This is a genomic window from Ligilactobacillus animalis (assembly GCF_009933595.1).
Classification (GTDB): Bacteria; Bacillota; Bacilli; order Lactobacillales; family Lactobacillaceae; genus Ligilactobacillus; species Ligilactobacillus animalis.
Genome location: NZ_CP047141.1, coordinates 716706 through 736495, shown reverse-complemented (window position 1 = coordinate 736495; position 19790 = coordinate 716706). Strand labels below are relative to the sequence as shown.

The window sequence follows — 19790 nt, the reverse complement described above, 5'->3', positions numbered from 1 at the left end:
TGCCGATCTAAAACGAGGGTCCTACTATGATGCCAAAAACGCATCATAGTAGGACCCTCGTTTTGTAGACTACATTGACTCACTTTATTACCGCATGAAATCCGCCGGTGTCAAATTATCCATCCCGATCATCGGGTCGATCTCACCCGTTTTGACCAAAGCTGGCGTTAAAATAAACTTGGGCGCACTTCCCGCTTTAGTAGCTTCTTTAGTGTCCGAACTCTTCGGTTTACCCAAAACTTCCCATAAACGCGTCGTAAGCGTAGTTTTACGGTTTAAGGCTACAGTTTGAATACATTTAGCATAAGCTTCTGGTTCACCCAATAAGATAAGCTTTTCCTTGGCCCGTGTTAAAGCTGTATAGAGCAAGTTCCGGGCAAACATCCGTGAATACTGTTGGACCATAGGTAAGATCACGATCGGAAATTCACTACCTTGTGATTTATGGATCGACATACAATAAGCTAGTGTCAAGTTGATGAGATCTTTACGACCAAACTCGACTTCTTGACCATCAAATGAGATGATCACCTTATCTTCTTTGGGGCGATCTTTTTTCAACTCGATCCCGACTATCTTACCAATATCGCCATTAAAAATATTATTTTCTGGGTCATTGACTAAATGTAAAACACGGTCACCGATCCGAAATACGTTATTTCCAAACTTGATCTCTTTTTGTTGTGTTTTTTTAGGATTCAAGAGTGCCTGTAGCGTCTGATTCAAGTTAGTGATCCCGGCAGCCCCACGATACATAGGCGCTAAGATCTGAACATCATCACTCTTATTTTGCTTAGCTAAAGCTGCTGTAACGACTTGTTCGACCACTGAACTCACTTGATCGGCATGACAAGGAATAAATGAACGGTCATTGGTCTTTTGCATTAGATCAGGTGGGACGATCCCATCCTTGACCGCATGTGCCAATTTGATGATCGTTGACCCATCACCTTGCCGATAGATCTTGGCGAGCTCTTTTTGCGGTAAAGTTTCACTGGCTAACAGATCAGAAAAGACCTGACCTGGTCCCACTGAAGGCAACTGATTACGGTCCCCCACAAAGATAACTTGCATCTGTTCGGGAATACTTTCTAATAGTAACTGTAACAAGACAGTATCGACCATCGAAGTTTCATCAACGATCAATAATTGACCCTCTAGTACTTTTGTCTCTTCAGGCAATTCATCTTCACGACCATTCAAGCCCAATAGGCGGTGAATCGTTGAAGCAGGTAACCCAGTAGCTTCACTCATCTTCTTAGCAGCTCTTCCGGTAGGAGCAGCTAAGAGGATCGGCGTTTGACTCGTATCTGATAGATCAAGCTCGTGTAGCGCCGCAAACGTCCGCACGATCCCCATAATGATCGTAGTCTTACCTGTACCAGGTCCCCCGGTCAGTAAAAAGACTGGGGCTTTAACAGCCGCTTTGATCGCCGCTTTTTGATCAGGACCATACGTTATCTGGAGATCTTTTTGGATTGCTTGGATAAAGTCATCGATCTGGGTATCACTTACCTCTTGCTCACTTGTTTTAGTCGCCAAACGCTTGAGCTCTTCAGCGATCGTATATTCAGCTTCATAGTAGCGTCGTAAATAGATCCGACTATCATCTGAGATCACTTGGCCTTTTTCACCCATTTTCAATAACTGATCAGCTAATAATTCAGGTTCGATCTTCTCAGGGCGGCTCTGCTCTAATAAGCGTAAGGCCTCTTTTAATAATGTGGGACCATCCGTATAAGTATTTCCCAAATATAGGCTCAATTGGGCCATGCTTTCAAAGATCGCCGCCGCTAAGCGAACTTCAGCTGTCGCAGCCACACCCAGTTTCAAAGCTAGCTGATCAGCACGATTAAAACCGAAGCCTTCAATATCATAAACTAGCTGATATGGATTTTCATGGACGACATCTAAAGTCTTTTCACGATATTTTTCAAAGAGCTTACCCGCCATTTTCTCGGAAAAGCCTAATGTACTCAAGCCGATCAGAGTGTGTTCAGCCCCATTATCCGCTGTGATCCCGGCTAATAGGTTCTCCTTTTGCTTGGCACTCAAACCCAACTCATCAGCAACTGTTGGATCATTTAAAAGCTTATCGACGGCATTTTCGCCCAACTGAGCAACGATTTTTTCAGCTGTCTTCTTACCGATCCCTTCAAAATGATCACCAGCTAAATACGCGATCACACCATCTTTTGAAGACAAGATCTCTGGCTTATAGCTGAGCACTTGGACTTGACGGCCATATTTAGGGTGTTCGGTGATCTTTCCCTTAAAATAGTAACTTGTTCCCTCAACGAGCTCGGGAAAATTCCCTGTGATCGTCACTTCACTGTCTAGATCAAGATCGGTCTCGGTGATGCCCACAAGCGCTACTTTATACAAACTTGCTGGTGCTTCAAAAAAGATATTTAGAACTTCGGCGACTAAATAACCTTCATTTTTATCCTCATCAAATAGTGTCAGTGTCTCTTGTTGCATCATCTACCGCCTTATTTTTTCTTTGTTGTTGCCTGCATCGTCTGTTCCACATCGTTTAGACGTGTCTTTAATGTTTGATAGAGCTTAGGATCACTTTGCTTGGCGCGCGCAAAATATGATGTTGGGTCAGCACCGTTCACAACTGCGAGCACACCCAACTGAAAATTGATCCGCGTGTCATTTGGTTCTAATTGCAAAGCCTGTTGGTAATAGTCCTTGGCTGGGCCAAAATTGCCCAAGGCTAAAAAACAATCGCCCATCAAACTTAAAGTTGCTGCTGATCGCATCTTCTCACTTGCTGTCAAAGCAAAGACTAAAGCCTTTTGATAGTCAGCTTTCGCATAATAAGCTTGAGCCAACATCGTATAGGCTTCGGCTTGTAATTTTCCATCTTGGATCAAGTTGAACTGTGCGATCGCCTCATCATAGAGTTCACTTGCATAATAGACATTGCCCAGTCCATAATGCAATAATTCTGTTTTTTCTGTCCGATCACTCAAAGCATTGAGCGCTTTTTTAAAAAGTTCTTCCGCTTGGGCAAAGCTCTTTTCTTCAGTTAACGCCGTCCCTAAAGCATAATAACTCTCTTGGTCGTATGGATCAGCATCGATCTTTTGGATCAATTCTTGGATGACTTGTTGCATCTTTTCATCTTGTTTAGCCCGTTTCATCATTACACCTTCTTACACAATATCAGTCGGATCAAGTTTCTTTTTTAGATAATCTGTCTTATTCCAAGCCAGACACTTAAAGTTTTGACCATCTTTCGTCTCTAAGATCGTGGTACTTGTATTAGCTAATCCACCCTTAGCCCGGATTTGGTCTAACGGGACCCCAAGTAAATGTCTGATCTCAGCACACAAAGCCGCTCCATGACTGACAATAATGACATTATCTTTCGGATAACGTTCACAGATCGCCTTGATCTTTGGGGTCATTCTTTCAAATAACTCTTCAAAGCTTTCACCTTCGATCTTACTTGGATCGTATTTATCGGGGTGATGCCGGAAACCGTCGAGTTCAGCTGGATATTTTTCTGCGACTTCGGTAAATTTCATCCCTTCCATCTTTCCTAAGTTAAATTCTTGGAAAGCTACATCAGCCTCTAACTTGACCGGCTGTGCTAAATTAGCGACTAGCTTTTGTGCGGTCACTTTAGCTCGGCGGATCGGACTACAATAGACCTTAGCAAATTTAAAATCATTTAAATAAGTCGCCAATTCTTCGATCTCGCGATAACTCTCGGGGAGTAATGGTGAATCACCACGCGCCCCTTGATAACGCCCTTCTAAATTCCATTCAGTTTTTCCATGGCGTACAAAAAACAACTTTGTCAAAATCCATCCCTCTTCCATGTCTATTGTCTAAATTTTAGCATACCTAGCCCAAAGAAAAAAGGACCATAGCCTTAAGCTACAGTCCCTAAATCTCTAAACGTATTGTAATTGCTTGCCGTTTTGATAAGCGTGATCGATCGTTCCACTACCTAGGCATTCAGCGCCATCATAAAAGACAACTTCTTGCCCTGGTGTGATCGCTCTAACGGGTTCGTCAAAGATAACTTCTACCTCTGTGCGATCAGCGTTAAAACGAACGGTAACGCCCGAATCTTTTTGGCGGTAACGGAACTTCGCTGTACAATGGAACTCATTGCCACGATCCTCGATCGGCGCAACAAAACTCAATTCACTTGCTTTTAAGCTTGTTGCGTATAGGTACTCATTGTGATAGCCTTGTCCAACTAACAAAGTATTAGTTGCTAGATCTTTACCGACAACAAACCAAGGCTCATTGCTCTTAGCATCGCCACCGATCCCTAGACCACGGCGTTGCCCGATCGTGTAGTTCATCAAGCCAAAGTGTTCGCCCTTTACTTCACCATCCAAAGTCTTCATCAAACCTGGCTTAGCTGGTAAAAATTCACTTAAAAACTTGTTGAAGTCACGTTCACCAATAAAGCAAACACCCGTCGAGTCTTTCTTCTTAGCGGTTGCTAGACCAGCCTCTTCTGCGATCTTACGCACTTCTGACTTGTCCATATTCCCGATCGGAAACATTGCTTTTTGCAGATTTTTTTGTGTTAATTGGCTCAAGAAATAAGTTTGATCCTTATTTTCATCAGCCCCACGCAATAGATGCACCGTGCCATCTTCATCACGTGACAACTGTGCGTAATGTCCCATTGCGATATAATCGGCATCTAATTCCATCGCATAATCCAAGAAGGCCTTGAATTTGACCTCTTTGTTACACATCACATCGGGATTAGGTGTACGTCCCTTTTTATATTCATCTAAGAAGTAGGTGAAAACACCATCCCAGTATTCTTTTTCAAAGTTGACCGAGTAATATGGGATCCCGATCTGATCGGCTACCTTAGCTACATCTTGGTAGTCTTCAGTTGCGGTACAAACTCCGCTATCATTTTTGTCATCCCAGTTTTTCATAAAAACTCCGACAACATCATAACCTTGTTGCTTGAGCAAATAAGCCACAACTGACGAGTCAACGCCACCACTCATGCCCACAACAACTCTTGTCTTACTATTATCTTGCATGTAAGAACTCACCATCATTTCATTAGATTCTGAATCCAGACGATTTGAAGGTCGTTTTATTCAGTAGCTACCATTATAACGATTATTCCTAACTTTGACAAGGTTCGCTTACTTTTTTATATTAAATTTTTATGCTTTTTCGATAACATTACGCGCCACGAGATCAGCTAAGATATATTCCAATTGTTCTTGGTTAGCCGCTGCATCTTTTCCCTTGAAGATGTTGACTTCTTTTAAGCCATTAGCGGTCGTCGTTACCATTTTGAAACTTTTTAGATCAGCGGAAACAACGATCTTTAGTTTAAAGCCTTTAAATGGTGAGGCTGGATCTAGTGAACGTTCTAATTGGAATTTACCACCTTTAGTCTCAATAAAGCCCGTATCACGTAAAGAATACTTCCTAACATTTGGTGATAGTTGATATGTGGTCGTATCACCTAAAATTTTAGCTGTTGTACCATATGCCATAATTACACACCTCTAACTTATTTTTTGATACGTTGACTGATCTTAGTCAATTGAGCGACCAATTCATCGATCTCAGCTGCTGTATTGTATTTACCAAAGCTAAAGCGCAGTGATTGACTCACCCGAGCTTGGTCTTTACCATACATTGCTGCTAAAACATGTGAAGGTTCTAAAGATCCAGCTGTGCAGGCAGAGCCAGCGGCAGCTGCGATCCCTGCTAGATCTAAATTGGTCAACATCGCATCATTTTGGCATCCCTCAAACCATAGATTGATGATCTGTGGGAGTTCATCTGCTCCCATTTTACCATTTACCTTCACGTCCACGCCATTTTCAGCTAGCTTATCTACTAATTGGCGCTTGAAACCTTGGTAACGTGCTGTCAATTCAGCGCGAGCGTTTTGTTCGAGCTCGACCGCTTTAGCAAATGCTGCGATCGCCGGAATATTTTCTGTTCCTGCCCGTCTCTTCATTTCTTGATCGCCCCCCATAAGATGTGGTGCTAGATCAAGGCCATCACGTTCGTATAAAAAGCCCATTTGTTTTGGACCATTCAATTTGTGCGCTGAAGTTGACATGAGATCGATCTGATCGCGTTTGACATCGATATCTAAGATCCCATAAGCTTGAACTGCATCTGTATGAAACCATGCATTGCTTTTAGCCACGATAGCTCCGATCTCAGTTATCGGCATATGACTACCAACTTCATTGTTCCCAGTCATGACCGAAACTAAGATCGTATCTGGCCGTAGAGCTTGTTTTAGATCATCCAACGAGATCACACCATTTTCATCGACTGGTAAATAGGTCACCTCGTAGCCATTTTCCTCCAAATAAGCCATGGGTTTTAAAACAGCTTCATGCTCGATCATAGTCGTGATCAAATGCCGTCCCTCATTTTTTCGTTTCAAAGCAGTTTGGATGATCGCAGTATTATCGCTTTCGGTCCCCCCGCTCGTAAAAATGATCTCATTAGGATCTTGTGCATTGATCGAAGCAGCTATTTTTTGACGACTTTGCTCTAAAATACTATGCGCTTTGCGGCCAAAAGAATTGGTCGCCGAAGCATTGCCAAAGACATCGTTCATCATCTCAGTCATCGTTTTGATAACAGCTGGATCCATCGGGGTTGTCCCAGCATTATCCAAATAAATATTATTCACGTCTATTCCTCACTAATCTTGCATCAAATTTAAGATCATCTTAGCTGAACGCTTGCCAGCATCAATGATAAATTCGTCAAATGTTTGTCCAGCATCTTCATCACCGACATCTGACATTGCCCGGACGATGACAAATGGCACTTTAAATTGATAAGCCACTTGTGCGATCGCAGCCCCTTCCATTTCACAGCAAAGCGCTTCAGGGTAGATCTCTTTGATCGCTTGGATCTTATCACTTGAAGCCACAAATTGATCACCAGTGACGATCAAGCCAGTCTTAGTTGTCAGATCAGCTTTTTTAGCTGCTTTTTCTAAAGCATGCACCAACTTTTCATCAGCTGGATAGATCTGTGGTTGCTGTGGTAACTGACCTGGTAGGTAGCCAAATGCGGTTGCATCAGCATCATGATAAGCTGCCCCAGTTGAAAAGACCACATCGCCGACACTAAGACCCGTACCGATCCCACCAGCGGAACCTGAGTTGATCAAGTGATCGACTCCAAATTCAATGATCAATAATGCTGTCGTCACACCGGCTTGAACTTTACCGATCCCAGAACGCACTAAAACAACAGTGTGACCATTGAGCTGGCCTTCATAAAAAGCGATCCCACCTAATGTTTTTTCAGTACTGTGGGTCAATTGAGCCCGCAATTCCTTGATCTCTTCTTCCATCGCACAAATAATTCCATACTTCATCAATAAACGACCTTTCTAACTTAGAAATTGACAAAACGCATAAAGAGAAAAACTAAAATGATCGCAACGATCAGACCGATAATGGCATAGTTCAGTTTTTTTGCTAATTGCTTTATCTTTTCTGCTTGGCTTTCTAATTTTTGTTTTTGACGCGTCTTAGTCCGGCTAAAACCAGTATCTTCTGGGGCTTCGACCGTTTTTTTACTCCGACGCAATGGTTTTTCTTCGGGATTGTTTTCTGTCATTGGCAGTTACCTAATTCATCAATTGCCAAAACATCACGGCCATGATCGTTTTACTATCACAGATCAGACCCTCTTGCATGGCTTTTAAAGCTTCGGGTAAAGTCAATTCTACCTTTTCTAAAAATTCATCTTCATCTTGGGGTAATTCAGTTGTTACGGGGCTTAAACCACTTGCATGGTATAAATAGATCTTTTCATCGGCAAAACCAGGTGATGTGTAAAATGGCATCACCAATTCCAAATTTTCCGCCGTGTAACGTGCTTCTTCATTTAACTCACGCGTTGCCGTTTCTAAAGGCGAATTTTGTTCATCGGGCTCGATCTTTCCCGCTGGGATCTCTAAGGTCACTTGCCCTAAAGGTGAGCGCCATTGCTTGATAAAGACCATTTTATCTTGTGGCGTGATCGCGATCACACCAACAGCCCCATGATGGCGGACGATCTCACGCAAGGCTTCTTTTCCATTGGGAAGCATCACTGTTTCACGATCAAGATCGATCACTTTACCATCAAATAAATGTTCAACATTTGTAACTTTTTCTTCAAAATCCATTTCGTTCACCTCACTTGTCATTATAGCAAAAAATACGATCCGGCTAAACATCAACAAGCCATGCTCTTGCCACGGCAAAAACACAGCTTGTTAGGAAATATTATTTTTCTAAGCCTTCTGTAACAGCTTCAGGGAAGTTGTCAGCTACGATCTTAGCACAGCTAGCACATAATTCCTTGAAACGTTCGTCAGTACCAACATCAGGTGTGATCCGACGGCAACGTGGGCAAGTTTCACCAGCTGCATGTTCAACTTTGATCTTAACTTCACCATAATCATCCGTATCTGCTGGAGCATCAGCTAGATCAGCGATATCTAATTGTGATACGATCAAGGCTTCACGCACGTCAGCTCCTAAGTTAGCCAACTCTTGTTTGACACCTTCAGAAACATAAAGTGTTACATGAGCTTCAAAAGATTTACCGATCAATTTTTGATTGCGGGCTTCTTCTAAACTCTTCAAAACATGGGAACGAATTTTCATGAAGCGAGTCCAGTTTTCCATGATCTGTGCTTCACTATCAAAATGTTCAACGGCAGGCATTTCAGCTAATTGCACATATTCTTCAGGTTCTTTGACAAAGTTCCAAATTTCTTCAGTTGTATGTGGCATTACTGGTGTCATCAACTTAGCTAAGCGGACAACTGTTTCGTATAAAACAGTTTGCATTGAGCGACGCTTCTTAGCATCCTTAGCTTCGATATAAACAACATCTTTAGCTACTGCCAAGTAGAAAGCAGATAATTCTGTCGTCACAAAATTGATGACTTTCTTGTAAATGTCCATGAAGTTATAGTTAGCATAGTCATCCAAGATCTCTTTTGTAAATTTATTGACTAAGATCAACATGTATTGATCGATCGCTTCGAGTTCGTCAAATGGTATGGTATCTTTAGCTGGATCAAAATCTGTTGTGTTAGCCAATAAGAAACGCATCGTATTTCTAAACTTACGGTAACTTTCAGAAATTTGTGCAAAACTTTCCATTGAGACACGCACGTCAGCTGAAGTATCAACACTCAAGACCCAAAGGCGGATGATCTCAGCCCCCATCTTCTTGATAACTTCTTCAGGAACGATCGTGTTGCCCAATGACTTACTCATCTTACGTCCTTCAGCATCAAGCGTGAAACCTTGGGATAAGATCTGCTTGTATGGAGCATGACCAGAAACCGCCACACTGGTGATCAAACTTGAGTTGAACCAACCACGATATTGGTCAGAACCTTCTAAGTAAAGATCAGCTGGATAGGTCAAGTAATCACGTTGAGCACAAACACCTTGGTGGGAAGAACCGGAGTCAAACCACACGTCCATGATGTCAGTTTCTTTAGTAAACTTACCATTTGGTGAATGTTCGTTAGTGTAACCTTCTGGCAAGAGATCCTTGGCATCTAACTTGAACCAGATATTTGAACCGTGTTCTTCGACTAATTTAGCCACATGCTCGATCGTTTCTTTTTCCATGATAGCTGTTCCATCTTCAGCGTAGAAGATCGGAAGTGGAACGCCCCACACACGTTGACGTGAGATGACCCAGTCACCACGGTCACGAATCATATTGTAGAGACGTTTTTGACCCCATTCAGGTAAGAACTTAACTTCATTGATCGCATTCAAGATGTTGTCTCTGATCTTATCGACCGAAGCGAACCATTGTGGTGTTGCCCGGAAGATGATCGGCTTTTTAGTCCGCCAGTCAAATGGATAGCTGTGTTCATAATCCATTTCCTTTAAGAGTAAGTTAGCTTCACGTAATTTGTTCAAAGCAACTTCATTAGCATCTTCATAAAAGACACCGTCGAATTCAGGACCACATTCAGCCGTTAAATGACCAGTATCACTCACAGGAGCAAAGATCTCTAGGCCATACTTCATCCCCATCTTGTAGTCATCATCACCATAGCCAGGAGCCGTGTGGACTAAACCTGTACCAGATTCAGTCGTTACAAAGTCACCTAACATGACTAATAATTCACGATCTTCATAGAATGGATGTTGCGCTGTGATGTATTCGAGATCTTGACCCTTAACGACTTTCAAGGTCTTAACATCTTCCCAACCGAATAATTCAGCATTCTTTTGGATCAGATCTGCTGCCATCACGAATTTACGTTCTTCACCTGCTGGTTGGACCACTGCATAGTCAAAGGAAGCATCGATCGTGATACCTTCTGAAGCTGGGATCGTCCATGGTGTCGTTGTCCATACTACCATGTATGTATCTTCATCCAAGACACCTTTACCATCAAGAACTCGTTCTGCATAGAAAGCAGATGGTGAAGTTACGTCATGATATTCAACTTCGGCTTCAGCTAAAGCAGATTCTGATGACCAAGACCAGTAAACTGGGCGCTTACCTTTGTAGATAAGATCATTTTCTGCCATCTTACCAAAAACCCGAATTTGTTGAGCTTCATATTCAGGATCTAAAGTCACATATGGGTTATCCCACTCGCCTGCGACCCCTAAACGTTTGAAGTCAGTCCGTTGCTTATCAACTTGTTCTAAAGCATATTCACGACATTTTTCCCGGAAATCTGCTACAGATAAGGCTTTACGGTCGACCCCAGCTTTTTTGAGCTGTTGTTCGATCGGTAACCCGTGTGTATCCCAGCCAGGCACATATGGTGCTCTAAAGCCCATCATTGACTTAGCACGGACAATAATATCTTTTGAGATCTTGTTCATCGCATGTCCCATGTGGATGTTACCATTGGCATATGGAGGTCCATCATGTAAGACAAAAGTTGGTTTACCTTCGTTTAATTTTTGGCGCTTTTCGTAAACCTTATTTTCTTCCCATTCGTTTTGACGTTCTAATTCACGAACAGGCAAATTGCCGCGCATTGGGAATTTGGTTTTCCCTAAGTTCAAAGTATCTTTGATTCGCATACTCTTTACCCACTGTGCTCAGGTGGTAAGACACAGCTATCCTTTCTTTTTGATAAAACAAAAAGATCCCGCCCACAAAGGGACGAGATCTCGCGGTACCACCCAATTTAAGAATTTAAATAAATTCCACTCTTTGATCATATAACGCGATCAACCGACCAAACCTACTTGCTTTCAGTTTGATAAAAAAGAGATGATAAACCTAAATTCAGGGGATGGCCGGTCCTTGCACCATTTTTCCGGCTCGCTGACATCGTAAAAAGAGGTCCGTGTTCTCTTATAATCTTAGCACTATATCTGTTAAGCTAGACGCCTAGTCGTTGTTGCTGTCATCAGCAAAGCGTTGTGAACTAGCATTGTCGTTAGAATCAGGGAAGATGACCACTGTTTCAGCCTCTTTTGCTTCTTCAACTGGTTCACTCACAGGTGTATTGTCAGCAACATAAACTTCATTTTCGGCGTCTGTATCATTTGAGAATGATTTTACTTCTTTTGCATTGGATTTGTCAAGGGTATCATCGTGACGAATTGCTTCTTGGATCGCTTCATAGCTCGTTGTTTCACCTTGTTGCAAAATATCGTCCCATTCACTACCTTTAACAACTTCAAGCTGGGATTCCAACATAACTTGAAGCTTTTGCCGGAAAATACGGGCTTGCTTGCGCAGATCGTCGGTCTCCAAAGCCAAACGTTTTGATTTCTTAGAAGCTTCATCGATAATATGACGCGCTTTTTCATTGGCTTGGTCAATAATATCTTGACCTTGCTTTTGCGCTTCACGATTGATGATCTCAGCTTCACGTTGCGAATTAGCTTTGACCTTATCAGCAGCTTCTTGGGCAACGATGATCGATTGATTCAAGGAATCTTTTAAATCATTGAAATACTTCAATTTTTCTTGGCTTTGTTTCAAGCTCTCAGTTAAATGTGCATTTTCTTTTAAGACTAACTCGTAGTCTTTGATGATCTGATCTAAGAAATCGTTGACTTCATCTTGATCATAACCACGTAACTTGGTATGAAACTCTTTATTATGAATATCCAAAGGGGTCAATGACATCCCCAACACCTCCAAATTTTTAAATCATTTTCTAATTACAGCAACTTCACAGCGCAACTTACCTCGCTTTGATTTGCCTAATACATCGATCAACTTGATCCGGCCAAAACCACGAACCGAAACGATATCTAAAACGCCTAATTCTGTATCTGGTTTGGTCAACACCATCCAATTTAGCTGGACTTTCTTGGCATTGATCAATTCCTTGACACGGTTACGCGACATATTATAGACCGCCGCGATCACCGTGTCGATCCGAAGCGAACTGGCCGAAACAGTCTCAAGCTCCCAATCATTATTAGGGACAAGTCGCTGGGTCAGTGGCATTTCTTCCAAGCGAACATTGATCTTACCGATCCGTTCGACTTGTTGGAGCAAATAATCACTGATATTTTTTTGAACGACGATCTGCCAGCGCTGTGAATCTGTGATAATATCGCCTAAAACTTCGCGCTCTAACCCACTATTTGCTAAAGTTCCTAAAATTTGTCCGTGGGTCAACGATACAAATTTAGTTGGATAATTTATCTCTAACAGTTGCAACTCAAAATCCTTTTCCTGTGGTTCATAATAGTCAGGATAAAATAAGAGCCGCTTTCTTTCTGCTTGAGCAAAACCTCCCTCAGCTTTGACTTTGATCATATCATCAGCCTGTAATAAGAACTGGGCAATATGTTGTTGTCTAGGATCTAAAAAGTGTGTCAAGATCGGGCGGTATTCATTTTGCGCCTGGTTGATATAATCGTTCAACGAATCGATCACCGGTTTTTCTTCCGCGCGAAAATGTTGATAGACCTCACTATTCACCACACTCCCCCATTTCACTAAAAGAGATAAAACAACATAAAGACCCCTTTTTCAACAAACTGTAAAACGATCAATGCGACCACTGGGGCAAAACTGATCCCGGCGATCGGTGGAATAAAATCAAATAACCGCAAATATGGTTGGCACACTTTGATCAATAACTGACCTAATTGTGTCTGATAAGCACCTGGAAACCAAGATAACAAACAGTAGGCAATGATCAAAAAAGAGTACAAACTAAATAAACTACTGATAAGACTTAATATTCCCAAATTATTCTCCTTAATTATACTTATAATCACCATTACGCATCGTATCAGTTAAGTTGCCCTCAACTTCAAAGTCATGCGGAGTACATAAAAAGATCTGTTCACCGATGCGTTGGATCTCACCATCGACTGCAAAAACTACGCCTGAAAGAAAATCAACGACACGATGTGCTTGTTCATCATCGATCCTTTGAAAATTAACGACAGCTGCTTGCCCAGCTAAAAGCTTGCTAGCGATCGCTTTAACATCAGAAAAGATCCGAGGTTCAAACAGCATGATCTTCTTTTCAAGCGGCCGACGTTCATTGTGCAAAGCCATTACGTTTCTCTCATCTCGACTTTCAGTGGTAGCCTTAGATTCTGGATAACTTTCCTCACGTGGCTCTTCTTCGTAATTTTCAAAATCATCATCTGCGCTGAAGAAACTACTGAGTTTGCTTGAAAATGACATTTTTCAGCCTCCTTGTCTTAATGACGACGCCGAGTAAAGAATGGTGGATTATTTAGATCGTCTTCGTCACTACTTTGTTCAGCTGAAGAATTGGAACCAAAGACGTTAAAATCCTTCTTCTCAACATTTTGAAATTCAGTTTCACGTTGTTGGGCTGCTTTTCTTGTACCATTGATCTCGCGTGAAAGATCCCAATCACCCAATGGATCATTATTTTGCGCTGGGCGTGCAGCCGTGTTGTTTTCTGGTGCACTTGGCGTTGGCGTGTTGAACGTCCGTGGTGGTACAACTTTAGATGTGCTACTTTCTTTTTTCTTTTTATCGATCCCAGTTGCGATCACGGTCACGACTACATTATCTTCCAAGGATTCGTTGATCGAAGTCCCAAAGATGATGTTGACATCACTTGTAGCCGCTTGGGAAACGATATCTGAAGCAGCTTGAGCTTCAAATAAGCTTAGATCTGGACCACCGGTAATGTTTAACAAGACTTGTTCTGCCCCATCGATCGAAACTTCGAGCAATGGTGAAGAGATAGCCTTCTTAGTTGCTTCTTCGGTCCGGTTTTCACCATTAGCGGAACCGATCCCCATCAAAGCAGAACCTTGATTTTGCATCACGGTCTTCACATCAGCAAAGTCCAAGTTCACGTAACCTGGTGAGGTGATCAGATCAGAGATCCCTTGCACACCTTGACGTAACACGTTATCTGCTTCTTGGAAAGCTTGTAACATCGGCGTTTTCTTATCAACGATCTCGAGCAAGCGGTTGTTAGCAATGATAACTAAAGTATCAACATGCTCTTTCATCTTGGCTACACCTTCAGCAGCAAAACGAGCCCGCTTTGGCCCTTCAAAACTAAATGGACGAGTTACGACCCCGACCGTCAAAGCGCCTTGTTCTTTAGCGATTTTAGCAATGATCGGTGCAGCACCAGTACCAGTACCACCGCCCATACCGGCCGTGACAAAGATCATGTCGGCACCACTCAAGGCTTCCGCTAAAGCTTCTTCACTTTCTTGAGCCGCCTTACTTCCGATCTCAGGATTAGCCCCTGCACCCAATCCACGAGTCAATTTAGGCCCTAATTGGATCTTTGTTTCAGCGTTAGAATTCTTCAATGCTTGCACATCTGTGTTTGCAACGATAAATTCCACACCTTTAACGTCATCAGCGATCATACGGTTGACCGCATTACCACCAGCGCCACCAACACCAATAACTTTAATTGTGGCACCATGTTCCATTTGATCTGCGTCTAATGAAAATTCCATTCTATATTCCTCCATCTCCTAATCTTTTAGTCAAAGAATTTGTCAAATATCGCCTTGAATCGATCCATTCCCTTAGGTTTATCATCTTTCTTTTTATCCTTAGGTGTATCATACTCATCAGCTACCGGCTCAAAATCAGGCTTGATATCTTGTTGCTCATCTTCATCGAGCTGGTTTACTTTTGGTTTACTGATGAATTCTTGACCGTCGAGCGTTCGTCTGACGATCTGATCGATCTCATTTTCTTGCGTGACGTATTCTACGATCCCGATGACCTGTGCAAAAGATGGGATCCGTAAATTCATCTCTTGAGGAATAAAGACTTTAACATTGACCCCAAAGATCTTTTGGGCCAATTCTTTGACACCTGGTAAGGCTGCTAAGCCACCAGTTAATACGATCCCCCCAGGTAGCTGTAAAGCATTGATCCGATCTAGATCAGCTTTTAGCTTACCAAAGATCTGCTGTAAGCGCGCTTCAATGATCTGAGCTAGATACTCTTCAGTGATCATCTCTGGCTCTTGTTGTCCCACAACAGTTACTGGGAAAGTATCTTCATTTGAAGCTAATGTTTCATCGGCATAGCCATAATTGCGTTTTAAGATCTCAGCATTCTCGATCGAAGTATTCAAGACGATCGAAATATCACGGGTCACATAATCGCCACCCTCTTGATCGACATAAGTGTACTTCAATTGATGATCGTGGACTACAGCAGCAGTCGTTTGACCACCGCCAAGATCGATCAAGATCGCTCCAAAGTCCTTTTCCCCATCGGTCAAGGCAACTTGCGATAATGCAAGTGGGGCTACGATCATATCTCTGACCTTTAACCCTGCCCGTTCGATACATTTACGAGTATTATGTAAGATCGTCTTGGGACCTGTGTACATTACCCCTTGCATCTCTAATCTGACGCCGACCATCCCTCGTGGGTCTTGGATCCCATCAAAGCCATCAACGATAAATTCATCTGGAACAATATCGATCACATCGCGTTCAGGTGGTAAATTTTGGACCAAAGCAGCTTCGGTCACACGCCGAACATCAATGTCACTGATCTCTTTAGAGTTACCGTCTTCGTTTCCAATGGCGATCATCCCTTTACAACGCTCTATTTGGAGCATATTAGCTGGAACACCAACGCTCACCTCAGAAATTTGAATATTTGCCTTTTCTTCGGCTTGTTTCACAGCTTCTTTTATCGCCTTAACAACTTGGTCAATATCAACGATCACTCCACGATTGAGACCGGCAGAACGTGTATTACCGTAACCGATTATGTTGATCTGGTCTTTGAGATACTCAGCTATTATGACTTTAATCGAAGTCGTACCGATGTCTATGCCAACATAGATACTAGAGTTTCCCATCAATTTGCCTCCCTTATGATTTTAATAATGTTCTCATTGTTTATTATTTAAATTCAATAGGTTAATTTTAACACAAAAATATATTAATTGGCTACTTGTCAACCCCTCAAAATAAAAAATTTAGTTCACAACATTTTAGTTATTTCTAATTCTTAATTTTTAGGGTATGAAAACGCCCCAACTTCAAGGTCAACGATGCCTTTTTGATCCATTTTAGTCGCGATCTGAGGGTAATATTCCATCTTCTTTGTCAACGTCGAAAGATCGGCGATGACCTCATTGCCATCATTCATGTAAAGCTTGATCCGGTTTGGATTTACTTTAGATGGGTCATAATGGATCTCTGAGACGGACTTTTTCAATTCAGTCGGTAGTTCTTGCACTTTTGTGACTGCTAATTTCAACTTGGCCTTATCTTTAAAAGCATAAAATACGGGGTAACTGCCCTTGACTGAAGGAGTTCCTTCACTCAAAGATTGACCAGTCGTTCCGATCTTATAATACTTATTATTCCGATAAATATAACCAACTTGGGGCTCTTCTTTTACGTCGATCACCACATTATTAACATTTACATAGCGCAATGTTGCCTGTTCGACTAAGCCTACTTTGTTCTGGATCTTATCCTCGATCTTGCTAGCATTGAACCACACATTGAACAGGGATTCATAGTAATGGAGTCCACTGGCTTTGATGACTGCCACGCGTAACTGCTTATCATTTGAATCAACTGTCACTGATCTAATACGACTGATCGGCAAGATCAAACAAAGCGTCAATAGTGTCATTATCGAAAAAAAGACTAACGGAAATAACGCTTGTTGACGCAATGCTTTTTTACGCTGTTCAGTCAGCCGGATCAATTTGCCATTGAACAGATCTTTGGCTGGTGGTTTTGGCTTTGCTTGACCGCGTTTTGCTTGTTTTTCGAGCCATGGTTGAAGTTTCTGATTAGGGACAACTGGCTTCTTTTTCTTCCAAAATCTGATCCTCTTCAGCCCCTCTCACTAACTACTAGTTTAGTAAATCTTCCATCACCTTGATCAAACGATCAGCTGCATCCGGTACCCCTGCTTTTTTAGCATTAGCCGCCATTTGTGCTTGCTTTTGTGGATCAGCCATCATCGCTTGGATATTTTCAAATAAGACCTTGCCGTTCAACTCACTTTCCTTGATCATCAACGCCGCACCTTTGTTTACTAAACTTTGAGCATTTTTAGTTTGATGATCATGTGTGACATATGGGCTAGGGATCAAGATCGTTGGGATCCCTAAAGCAGTGATCTCGGCCAAACTGGTGGCTCCAGCACGACCCACGATCGCATCGATCTCGGGTAAGATCGATGGCATGTCAGCAATATAAGGCTTGATCACTACATTTTTAGGCAGGTCCTTGACACGGCTATCTTCCATGATCTTATCATAATGGACGCGTCCCGTCACAAATAATACTTGATAGGGTTGATCTTTGAAATATTCGATCGCTTCTATGCTAGCATTGTTGATCCCTAAAGCCCCACGTGAACCACCAAAGATCAAGATCGTCTTTTTGTTAGGATCAAGCTGGTATTCGGTCGCCAAACGACCCGTTGGTTTCATCGTTGCTACTTGTTGAGCTCGTGGATTACCGGTAAAGACAACTTTTTTAGCTGGAAAATCAGCTCTCACATCATCAAAACAGATCCCAACTTTATCAACATAGTGACTCAAGAATTTATTCGTCACACCCGCAACACTATTTTGCTCGTGAATGATCGTTTTGACTTTCATTTTAGCAGCCGCATACACCACTGCCCCACAGACATAACCGCCCGTGCCGATCACAACATCTGGCTTGAATTCTTTGATGATCTTTTTAGAGTCATGCACGCTCTTTAAAAAGAGGTACACCGTCTTAAAGTTTTCAGGTGAAAGTGAACGTTTAAATCCTTGGATCTCGATCGTTTTAAACGGGATCCCAGCATTGGGAACGATCTTACTCTCTAATCCCTTAGTTGTCCCGACATACAAGACTTCTGTGTCAGGTCGTTGTTGTTTGATAGCTTCGATCAGTGCTAGCGCTGGGTAGATATGACCACCCGTTCCGCCACCAGATACTAATAGTCGCATACTATTCATCCTTTTTTTCTAAATTTTCTACTGTTTCGATAAATTTATCGCCACGTTCTTCAAATGTCTTCCATTGGTCCCAACTTGCACATGCTGGTGACAATAAGATCGTATCACCTGGTCGACTGAGAGCATAGGCTTTAGGCACAGCGTCGACCGCATCTTTAGCCACGACGATCTGTTCTAAGCCCGCCTGTTTTCCGGCTTCTTTCAATAAGTCTTTAGTCTCACCAAAGACGACTAAAGCACTGACATGTTCCTTTAGATATGGTACTAAACGCTCAAAGGTAAAGCCACGATCTAGCCCACCAGCTAACAAGACAACTGGGGTTTTGAAACCAGCAAGTGCCTTTTCAGTTGCTTCGATATTGGTTGCCTTAGAGTCGTTATAAAACTTGCGCTCATCAAACGTTGTCACGTATTGAGTCCGATGTCTGACTCCCGAAAATGTCTGCAATACTTCAACGATATCGGCAGTTGCTACCCCCATGAGTTTAGCGACCGCGATCGCTGCCAAAGCATTTTCAATGTTATGTGTGCCAGGAACTTTGATCTCATCAGCAGGCATGATCGCTTCATCTTTGAAATACAAGATCCCATCTTCTTCATAGGCTCCTTCTTTAGTAAAGGCTGTCCGTGAAAATGGTACGACTTTTGCTTTAGCTTGTTGGCTAAGTTCACGCCATTCAGCTTGGTCAAAATTGACTACAAAGTGATCAGCTGCAGTTTGATTTTTCAACAAACGCATCTTAGCCTTGACATAATTTTCACGTGAACCATGATAATCGGTATGAGCTTCGTAAATATTAGTCAAGACCGCGATCTTAGGGTGGAGCTTAGTGATCCCAAGTAATTGGAAACTGGAGAGTTCCATGACTAAGATATCGTCAGCCGTTGCTTTTTGGGCCGTTTCGACGGCTGAGATCCCGATATTACCACAAGCATACGCCTTATTTTTATCCTTTAGGTGGTTTAACATCAAGGAGATCAAAGTCGTCGTTGTCGTCTTACCATTTGTCCCAGTAACGCCCACTAGCTCAGCTTCAGAGATCTCATAGGCTAATTCAGGTTCGGTGATGATCAAAAAGCCTCTTTTTTGGGCTTCAGCGATCAAGGGATTCGTATATGTGATCCCAGGATTTTTGACGATCAATTCCGCATCATCCAATAAAGAAAGCGGATGTGAGCCAACAACGACTTTGATACCGGCATTTTCCAACTCAGCCAAGACTTGCTTATCTGCTGGAATATTCTTATCATTTACCGTTACATTTGCCCCGAGCTCTTTTAACAGATAGGCACTGTTGAGCCCGCTTTTACCTAAACCAACGACTAATACGTTTTTACCCTTATAATCTGTCACATTTTTCATGTCTAACGA

General features: G+C 42.3%; 19 protein-coding genes. All 19 read right to left on the bottom strand.

Annotated elements, in window-relative coordinates; all coding sequences use genetic code 11:
• Positions 1-87: 87 nt before the first annotated feature.
• Positions 88-2481 carry an SF1B family DNA helicase RecD2 gene (gene recD2, locus GSR62_RS03625; protein ID WP_035448970.1) on the bottom strand — a complete coding sequence of 798 codons (2394 nt, stop codon included), beginning with the start codon at positions 2479-2481 and terminating at the stop codon, positions 88-90.
• 11 nt (positions 2482-2492) lie between these two features.
• The gene (locus tag GSR62_RS03620) at positions 2493-3152 is read right to left on the bottom strand and encodes a tetratricopeptide repeat protein (RefSeq protein ID WP_066023824.1); all 660 of its coding nucleotides are present in this window, start codon (positions 3150-3152) and stop codon (positions 2493-2495) included.
• A 12-nt stretch (positions 3153-3164) separates the two neighbouring features.
• A complete protein-coding gene (locus GSR62_RS03615) occupies positions 3165-3818 on the bottom strand; it encodes a histidine phosphatase family protein (protein ID WP_010688764.1) in 654 nt (217 codons plus the stop codon).
• Positions 3819-3911: 93 nt separating this feature from the next.
• Positions 3912-5039, bottom strand: coding sequence for a tRNA 2-thiouridine(34) synthase MnmA (gene mnmA, locus GSR62_RS03610; protein WP_035448964.1), 1128 nt, complete (start codon positions 5037-5039; stop codon positions 3912-3914).
• A 129-nt stretch (positions 5040-5168) separates the two neighbouring features.
• The gene (locus tag GSR62_RS03605) at positions 5169-5507 is read right to left on the bottom strand and encodes a DUF1831 domain-containing protein (protein ID WP_010688761.1); all 339 of its coding nucleotides are present in this window, start codon (positions 5505-5507) and stop codon (positions 5169-5171) included.
• 17 nt (positions 5508-5524) lie between these two features.
• Positions 5525-6673, bottom strand: coding sequence for a cysteine desulfurase family protein (locus GSR62_RS03600; protein ID WP_066023823.1), 1149 nt, complete (start codon positions 6671-6673; stop codon positions 5525-5527).
• Between the two features lie 12 nt (positions 6674-6685).
• Positions 6686-7372, bottom strand: a complete 687-nt coding sequence (locus GSR62_RS03595; RefSeq protein WP_066023822.1) for a 5'-methylthioadenosine/adenosylhomocysteine nucleosidase — start codon at positions 7370-7372, stop codon at positions 6686-6688.
• Positions 7373-7392: 20 nt separating this feature from the next.
• Positions 7393-7617: a hypothetical protein gene (locus GSR62_RS03590; RefSeq protein WP_035448958.1), complete on the bottom strand. Its 225-nt coding sequence runs from the start codon at positions 7615-7617 to the stop codon at positions 7393-7395.
• Positions 7618-7627: 10 nt separating this feature from the next.
• Positions 7628-8170: an NUDIX hydrolase gene (locus tag GSR62_RS03585; protein WP_010688750.1), complete on the bottom strand. Its 543-nt coding sequence runs from the start codon at positions 8168-8170 to the stop codon at positions 7628-7630.
• A 100-nt stretch (positions 8171-8270) separates the two neighbouring features.
• On the bottom strand, positions 8271-11066 hold the full coding sequence (gene ileS, locus GSR62_RS03580) for an isoleucine--tRNA ligase (RefSeq protein WP_066023821.1): 2796 nt from the start codon (positions 11064-11066) through the stop codon (positions 8271-8273).
• Between the two features lie 313 nt (positions 11067-11379).
• Complete coding sequence (locus GSR62_RS03575) at positions 11380-12126, bottom strand: DivIVA domain-containing protein (RefSeq protein WP_010688746.1); 747 nt, start codon at positions 12124-12126, stop codon at positions 11380-11382.
• Positions 12127-12150: 24 nt separating this feature from the next.
• The gene (locus tag GSR62_RS03570; RefSeq protein WP_066023900.1) at positions 12151-12933 is read right to left on the bottom strand and encodes a YlmH family RNA-binding protein; all 783 of its coding nucleotides are present in this window, start codon (positions 12931-12933) and stop codon (positions 12151-12153) included.
• A gap of 17 nt (positions 12934-12950) precedes the next feature.
• Complete coding sequence (locus GSR62_RS03565) at positions 12951-13205, bottom strand: YggT family protein (RefSeq protein ID WP_103050405.1); 255 nt, start codon at positions 13203-13205, stop codon at positions 12951-12953.
• A 10-nt stretch (positions 13206-13215) separates the two neighbouring features.
• The gene (locus GSR62_RS03560; RefSeq protein ID WP_010688742.1) at positions 13216-13653 is read right to left on the bottom strand and encodes a cell division protein SepF; all 438 of its coding nucleotides are present in this window, start codon (positions 13651-13653) and stop codon (positions 13216-13218) included.
• Positions 13654-13670: 17 nt separating this feature from the next.
• Positions 13671-14927: a cell division protein FtsZ gene (gene ftsZ / locus GSR62_RS03555; RefSeq protein ID WP_035448954.1), complete on the bottom strand. Its 1257-nt coding sequence runs from the start codon at positions 14925-14927 to the stop codon at positions 13671-13673.
• 26 nt (positions 14928-14953) lie between these two features.
• Entirely contained in the window at positions 14954-16300 is a 1347-nt protein-coding gene (ftsA, locus tag GSR62_RS03550; protein ID WP_035448953.1) for a cell division protein FtsA, read from the bottom strand.
• Between the two features lie 152 nt (positions 16301-16452).
• Positions 16453-17163 (bottom strand): cell division protein FtsQ/DivIB, encoded by a 711-nt coding sequence (locus GSR62_RS03545; protein WP_066023820.1) that lies wholly within the window; start codon positions 17161-17163, stop codon positions 16453-16455.
• A gap of 151 nt (positions 17164-17314) precedes the next feature.
• Positions 17315-18409 (bottom strand): undecaprenyldiphospho-muramoylpentapeptide beta-N-acetylglucosaminyltransferase, encoded by a 1095-nt coding sequence (gene murG, locus GSR62_RS03540; RefSeq protein WP_010688737.1) that lies wholly within the window; start codon positions 18407-18409, stop codon positions 17315-17317.
• A gap of 1 nt (position 18410) precedes the next feature.
• A complete protein-coding gene (gene murD / locus GSR62_RS03535) occupies positions 18411-19781 on the bottom strand; it encodes a UDP-N-acetylmuramoyl-L-alanine--D-glutamate ligase (RefSeq protein WP_066023819.1) in 1371 nt (456 codons plus the stop codon).
• Between the last annotated feature and the right edge of the window lie 9 nt (positions 19782-19790).

Bases quoted from the DNA above. Each gene is read 5' to 3' on its own strand.
- recD2 (WP_035448970.1), bottom strand. From the start codon at position 2,481: ATGCAACAAGAGACACTGACACTATTTGATGAGGATAAAAATGAAGGT.
- GSR62_RS03620 (WP_066023824.1), bottom strand. From the start codon at position 3,152: ATGAAACGGGCTAAACAAGATGAAAAGATGCAACAAGTCATCCAAGAA.
- mnmA (WP_035448964.1), bottom strand. From the start codon at position 5,039: ATGCAAGATAATAGTAAGACAAGAGTTGTTGTGGGCATGAGTGGTGGC.
- GSR62_RS03605 (WP_010688761.1), bottom strand. From the start codon at position 5,507: ATGGCATATGGTACAACAGCTAAAATTTTAGGTGATACGACCACATAT.
- GSR62_RS03595 (WP_066023822.1), bottom strand. From the start codon at position 7,372: ATGAAGTATGGAATTATTTGTGCGATGGAAGAAGAGATCAAGGAATTG.
- GSR62_RS03590 (WP_035448958.1), bottom strand. From the start codon at position 7,617: ATGACAGAAAACAATCCCGAAGAAAAACCATTGCGTCGGAGTAAAAAA.
- GSR62_RS03585 (WP_010688750.1), bottom strand. From the start codon at position 8,170: ATGGATTTTGAAGAAAAAGTTACAAATGTTGAACATTTATTTGATGGT.
- ileS (WP_066023821.1), bottom strand. From the start codon at position 11,066: ATGCGAATCAAAGATACTTTGAACTTAGGGAAAACCAAATTCCCAATG.
- GSR62_RS03575 (WP_010688746.1), bottom strand. From the start codon at position 12,126: ATGTCATTGACCCCTTTGGATATTCATAATAAAGAGTTTCATACCAAG.
- GSR62_RS03560 (WP_010688742.1), bottom strand. From the start codon at position 13,653: ATGTCATTTTCAAGCAAACTCAGTAGTTTCTTCAGCGCAGATGATGAT.
- ftsZ (WP_035448954.1), bottom strand. From the start codon at position 14,927: ATGGAATTTTCATTAGACGCAGATCAAATGGAACATGGTGCCACAATT.
- ftsA (WP_035448953.1), bottom strand. From the start codon at position 16,300: ATGGGAAACTCTAGTATCTATGTTGGCATAGACATCGGTACGACTTCG.
- murG (WP_010688737.1), bottom strand. From the start codon at position 18,409: ATGCGACTATTAGTATCTGGTGGCGGAACGGGTGGTCATATCTACCCA.
- murD (WP_066023819.1), bottom strand. From the start codon at position 19,781: ATGAAAAATGTGACAGATTATAAGGGTAAAAACGTATTAGTCGTTGGT.